Source organism: Ruthenibacterium sp. (assembly GCF_017421385.1).
Classification (GTDB): Bacteria; Bacillota; Clostridia; order Oscillospirales; family Ruminococcaceae; genus Ruthenibacterium; species Ruthenibacterium lactatiformans.
Genome location: NZ_JAFOIN010000069.1, coordinates 1 through 6,369, shown reverse-complemented (window position 1 = coordinate 6,369; position 6,369 = coordinate 1). Strand labels below are relative to the sequence as shown.

Sequence of the window (6,369 nt, the reverse complement as noted above, 5' to 3'; positions counted from 1 at the left end):
TGCGCGTGGAGCCTTCGGTGAGCGCGGACGCGGGCGTCATCGGCGCGGCGGCCACGGTGTTCGAGCGCTCTCTGGACGCCCTGCTCGGCAGCGGCTGACGGCGGAGCGGCACGGCGCGGGCTTGCGCAGGGGTGCGCCGCAAAGCAACGAATGCAAGCTTGCCGCCGCAAGCAAAGCAAAAAACGGATAGCCAGGCGCTCCGGCGCGTGCTATAATGGGTGCGCCTAAAACACGGCGGATGCGCCGTGGCCGCCGCGCGGCGGCGGGATGGAACGGAACAGCCGGGGCGCGCACCGCACGCCCCGTGAGAAAGAGAGGGAAACACATGACGACTGAACAACTGCGCCACCGCATGCCTCCCATTTTGAAGGCGCTGAAGGAACGCTCCCTGCGCGGGCGCACACCGGTGGAGGGCCTGCGCCGCACCGAATGCGCCTACCACGGCTGGGACACCGTACACGCCGATGCCGCAAGCTGGGAGCCCTTTGCCCCCGGCGACGCTTTCGGCGGGCTGGAGGCGCACCACTGCTTCAAAGGCACGGTAACGCTGCCCGAGGCCAGCGCCGGAAAACGCGTGGTCTGTCTGGTATCCACCGGCGCCTCCGATATCTGGAACAACAACAATCCCCAGTTTCTGGCCTATGTGGACGGCCGGCTGGTATGCGGGCTGGACGTAAACCACAACGAGTTCGACCTTGCAGCCTGCGCGGTTCCCGGCGAAAGCCACGAGCTGGCGCTGTACGTCTACTGCAACACACCCGCGCGGGATGTGTTCCTGCGCGTGGAGACCGCCGAGCGCGACGACGACGTAACGGGGCTTTACTATGACCTGCGCGCCCCGTACGAGGTGTGCGCGCTTCTTGCGGATGACGACACGCGTGCCATCGGCATCATGAAGCACCTGAACCGCGCCCTCAACCTGCTGGACCTGCGGGACCTGGACAGCGGAGCCTTCGCCCAAAGCGTGCGGGACGCGCGCGAGTATCTGCGCACGGAATTTTACGACGGCTTCTGCGGCCGGACAGACGCCACCGAAGCCTGCGTGGGCCACACGCACATCGACGTGGCGTGGCTGTGGAGCCTTGCCCAAACGCGGGAAAAGGCCATCCGCAGCTTTGCCAGCGTGGATTACCTGATGGAACGCTATCCCGAATACACCTTTATGTCCAGCCAGCCCCAGCTTTACGATTTCGTCAAGCGCGACTGCCCGGCCCTGTATGAGCGCATCCGGGCGCGCGTGGCCCAGGGCCGGTGGGAGCCGGAGGGCGGCATGTGGCTGGAGGCCGACTGCAACATGTCCTCGGGCGAAAGCCTGGTGCGCCAGTTTTTGCACGGCAAGCGGTTCTTCCGCGATGCGTTCGGCCGTGAGAACCGCATTCTGTGGCTGCCGGACGCCTTCGGCTTCAGCGGCGCGCTGCCGCAGATCATGAAGCAGTGCGGGGCGGATTACTTCATGACAACGAAGCTGGCCTGGAACGACACCGACATGATGCCCCACGATGTGACGCACTGGCGCGGCATCGACGGCAGCGAGGTGCTGGCTTATTTCATCTCCACAAAAGATTACGTCAAAAAGCCGGACAAGGACCCCAACCCCTCGTTTAACACCACCTACAACGGCATTCTCGCGCCCAGGCAGGTGATGGGCTGCTGGCAGCGCTTCCAGGACAGGACGCTGACGGACGACGTGCTGCAATGCTACGGCTACGGCGACGGCGGCGGCGGCCCCACGGCCGAGATGCTGGAGCTGCAGCGCCGCCTTGCTTACGGCATCCCCGGCGCGCCCCGCACACGCCAAAGCACTTCGCTGGCGTTCTTTGAAGAGCTGGAACGCCGCCTTGCCGGACAGGACGTGCCCTGCTGGTGCGGCGAGTTCTATTTTGAATACCACCGCGGCGTATTCACCACCATGGCACGCAACAAGCGCTACAACCGCCTGGCCGAGTTCAAAAACGCCGACGCGGAGCTGTTCAGCGCGCTGAATCTGGCTTGCGGCACAGCCCATGCCTATCCCGCCGAAGCGCTGGCCCACAACTGGGAGCTGACGCTGCTCAACCAGTTCCACGATATCCTGCCCGGATCCTCCATTGAAAAGGTGTACGAGGATTCCATGGAGCAGTATGAGCAGGTGCTGGCCTCCGACGCCGCGCTCATCGGCGATGCGCAAAACGCGCTGGCCGCGCTGGTGCGCGCAGACGGCGACGGCGTTCTGGTGTTCAACCAGCTCGGCTTTGCACGGGACGCGCTGGTGCGCGTGCCTGTGGAAGCGCCTGTCGCGGGCGTGCTGGCCGACGGCCGTCCCTTGCCCTTCCGCTGGGCGGACGGCGAGCTGTGCTTTGTGGCCGCAGAGCTGCCCGCCAAGGGCTGGCGGCACTACCGCTTTGCCGGCTGTGCCTCTGCGCCCGTTCCCTTTGCGCAGGTCTCCGAAGACGGGCGGCGCATTACCACGCCTTTCTATGAAGCGGAGCTGGACGCCTGCGGCGCATTCACCCGTCTGTACGACATCGCGGCCCGGCGCGAGGTGCTCAAGCCAGGCGCACGGGGCAATGTGTTCCAGATGTTCGAGGATCGTCCCGACAACTACGACGCGTGGAACCTGGAGCAATACTATTCCGAACACATGTGGGAGCTGGACGGCCCTGCCGAGCTGAGCGTGGAAGAAAACAGCGCCGTGCGCTGCTGTGTGCTGGTAAAGCGCGCGTTTTCCCGCTCCGCAATGGAGCAGCGCATCGTGTTCTATCCGCACACCCGGCGCATCGACTTTATCACCCATGTGGACTGGCACGAGGAGCACGCGCTGCTCAAGGCCGCGTTCCCCGTGGACGTATATGCCACCCGCGCGCGGTACGACATCCAGTTCGGCAGCATTGAGCGGGACACCCACCGCAACACCAGCTGGGACGCGGCACGCTTTGAAGTGTGCGCGCACAAATGGGCCGACCTCTCCGAGGCAGGCTACGGCGTGGCTTTGCTGAACGACTGCAAATACGGCTGCGACATCCACGACGGCGTGATGCGCCTGTCGCTTCTGCGTGCGCCCACGCATCCCAACCCCAACGCGGACCGCGGTGCGCATACGTTCACTTACGCGCTGCTGCCCCACGAGGGCGATTACCGCACAGGCGGCGTGGTGCGCGAGGGCTACGCGCTGAACTGCCCGGCTTACGCCCGGCCTCTGGCCGCGCAGGACGGCCCGCTGCCGGAAAGCTACTCCTTCGTCTCCGTGGACGCGCCGGGCGTCGTGGTGGAGGCGGTGAAGCGCGCCGAGGACGGCAATGGCATCATCGTGCGCCTGTACGAGGCCTGGGGCATGCGCACCCGCGCCGTTTTGTCCGTGCCCGGCAGCACGCGCGCCGTCACGCCCTGCACCGCCATGGAGGACGCCTGCGGCGAAGCGGCGGTACCGGAAAACGGCGGCATCCCCTTTCAGATCCGTCCCTTCGAGTTTAAAACATTCCGCATCGAGCTCGCATAACAAGCAAAACACCGGGACCCTGCCAAATGAGGTCCCGGTGTTTTTTTGCTCTGCGGCCCGTCATGCGTTGGGCCTGCCGTTTACGGCACCACAGAAAACAGCTCTTTCCAACGGGGATAACTTACCTGCTTTACTATATTGCCCCAAGGCGGCAAAGCGGTGCGGCAGAATTGGAAAAGAGCATGGAAGGCCGCTGTTTTTCGCCGAACAGGGCCAAAGCCGGGAGGCGGGAAAACAAATTTTCCCAAAACCCCACTTTTGCATTTATGCACAATATATTATTATCATATTTAGGCAAACCGCTGCATTTCTTTCCCTCTTCCTGCCTTTTCACCGTCGATAACGCAAAAAATGCAATAGAGCAGCACCAAAACAAGCAAAATAGTAGTAGAGCTTGCGGAGCAGAAAATGCTATACTCAAACCACAGAAATGGGGCCCGCCCGCAGTGAATTTATGGTGATAAAGCACAACGGCCGGGAAAAACTGAAATTATAGGAGGAATGGCAATGCTGAAGAAAAAATCATCGCTGAGGCATACAGGTGCATTCTGGGCCTTTGTAGCGCCCTGCTGCATCCTGTTCGGCATCTTTTTCCTGCTGCCGCTGGTCCTGAGCATCGCGTTCTCGTTCACGAACTACGATGGCTGGAAGGTCATGGACTTCGTCGGCATCAAAAACTATATCACACTGTTTAAGGATTCCAAATTCTACGCGTCCATGGGCCGCACGCTGGTGTACACCATCTGCTGCCTGCCCTTCCGCGTGATCATCCCTCTGCTCATCGCAGTGCTCGTCACCTCGCCCCGTGTACGCCTCAAGAGCCTGTCCCGCACCATGATCTACATCCCGGTGCTGATGAGCGCCCTGGTCGTCGGCATCACCATCAACTGGATGTTCAGCCAGGAATACGGCCTTATCAACTTCATCATCCAGTCCTTCGGCGGCACCCCGCTGGAATGGTCGCTCAACTCCGGGCTTGCCACGTTCGTCATCGGCTTCGCCTCCGTGTGGGCCTCCATCGGCTTCAATATGATCATTTATGTGGGCGGCATCAACAACATCTCACCGGACCTGTACGAGGCCGCCAGCATCGACGGCGCCAACAGCTTCCAGTCTTTCCTGCGCATCACGGTGCCCATGCTCAGCCCCACCACGTTCCTTGTAGTGCTGCTTTCCACGGTAAACCTGCTCAAGGAATACGCTTTGGTACAGGGCATCACGCAGGGCGGCCCCGGCCTGAGCACCACCTATATCATCCAGTACATCTTTGACAAGGGCTTCAATCAGATGGAATACGGCTATGCGTCCGCTATTTCCACTGTCGTGATGATCGTGTTTGCGCTGATCGCATACGCCCAGTTCAAAGTCAACAACGGAGGTGAGACCTGATGGCTGAACGCAAACAGAAGGTAAGCATTCCCCTTACGGTTCTTTCCGTGCTCATCGCGGTAATCGTCGTGTTTCCCATCGTCTGGATGGTGCTCAGCTCCTTCAAGCCTTCGGGCGAGCTGTTCAGCTATCCGCTGCACCTGTTTTCCCAGGACCCCACGGTCGAGCATTACGCCTCTGTGCTGGCGGGCGGCTTCATGGGTTATGTAAAGAACAGCCTGTTCCTGGCTGTCGTAGGCACGCTCATCACGCTGGTCATCAGCTCCATGTGCGGTTACGCGCTGGCCATCTACCGCTTTGAGATCAAGTATGTCAACCTGGTGTTCGGCGTGTTCCTGCTGGGCACGCTCATCCCGGGCGAGACGCTCACCGTGCCCCAGTTCTCCGTCATCAGCGCGCTGGGCCTGTACAACAACATCTGGGGCGTCATCCTTCCCGTCGTCACCACGACCACCGGTATCTTCATGTACCGTCAGCACTATATGTCCATCCCGCTCTCTTTCGTGGAGGCCGCGCGCATCGACGGTGCGAACGAGCTGCAGATCTTCACTCGCATCATGTTCCCGCTCGGTTCGTCCGTCACCGTGACGCTCACCATTTTCAGCTTTATGTGGCGCTGGAACGATTACATTCTGCCGCTGCTGGTGCTGTCTGATCAAAAGAAATACACCATCCAGATCGCCATCAAAAACTTTATCGGCAATCTGGGCGTTGACTGGAGTTCTATCCTGGCAGCCTCCGTGCTGTCCATCCTTCCCGTCATCGTGATTTTTATCTTCCTGCAAAAATATATCATTGGCGGCATCTCCGCCTCCGGCGTAAAGGGCTGACCTGTTTTTACAGCCCCCGCGGGGCCGCCGGAGCGCGCAGCACGGTTTTTTATTATAGAAATTGTAAAGTTATGGCCGCCCCGCCGGTACACGGGGCGGCCATATATGGTATAATAATCTCAAAGCCGCCGCTTGCGCGGCTGCGCGTGTGCAAAGCACACGCTTCTGTGCCGGCGCACAGGGCCTTGAGAACATTGAACCATCCAAAACCGCAGCACGTGCGGTTTTGTTGTGGCCGCTGCGCGGCGTCATGGTATAATATGTCCGGTTAACGAATGCGAGCCGCAGGCGAAGCATGAGTTTAGCGGCATCGATACCATGTTTCTTAGTGAACACGAGCGGTACGCGAAGTGTGAGTTTAGAAACATGGTATACTAACCTCAGGCCCGCCGCTGTCGCAGCTATGCGTTTAGCGGCATAGATACCAGGCTTTGACGTGAACACAGCGGTAGGCGAGGCATGAGCCTGGAAGCATGGTGCAATACAGACAGCGCCGCGGTGCGCGGCGCCTTTCCCGATACCATCACACAACCGAAAGGAGCAAAAACAATGGAAATCCGATATTCAAGCAACCAGCGGGACTTCAAGCGCTATACAACAGAGGAGACGCGCAAAGAGTTTCTGATCGAGAACCTGTATGCGGCAAACGAAGTGGTGGCGGTGTACAGCCATGTG

General features: G+C 60.4%; 3 protein-coding genes and 1 pseudogene. All 4 read left to right on the top strand.

Annotation, left to right across the window (positions count from 1 at the left end; translation table 11 throughout):
- Window positions 1–325: 325 nt before the first annotated feature.
- Window positions 326–3,475 carry an alpha-mannosidase gene (locus tag IIY41_RS07155; RefSeq protein ID WP_058723021.1) on the top strand — a complete coding sequence of 1,050 codons (3,150 nt, stop codon included), beginning with the start codon at window positions 326–328 and terminating at the stop codon, window positions 3,473–3,475.
- Between the two features lie 507 nt (window positions 3,476–3,982).
- The gene (locus IIY41_RS07150) at window positions 3,983–4,864 is read left to right on the top strand and encodes a carbohydrate ABC transporter permease (protein ID WP_009322415.1); all 882 of its coding nucleotides are present in this window, start codon (window positions 3,983–3,985) and stop codon (window positions 4,862–4,864) included.
- The gene (locus tag IIY41_RS07145; RefSeq protein WP_009322414.1) at window positions 4,864–5,694 is read left to right on the top strand and encodes a carbohydrate ABC transporter permease; all 831 of its coding nucleotides are present in this window, start codon (window positions 4,864–4,866) and stop codon (window positions 5,692–5,694) included. Before IIY41_RS07150 ends, IIY41_RS07145 begins: the two co-directional genes overlap by 1 nt.
- A 549-nt stretch (window positions 5,695–6,243) precedes the next feature.
- Window positions 6,244–6,369 (top strand): annotated as a pseudogene (locus IIY41_RS07140) (5-dehydro-4-deoxy-D-glucuronate isomerase); the annotation flags it as partial.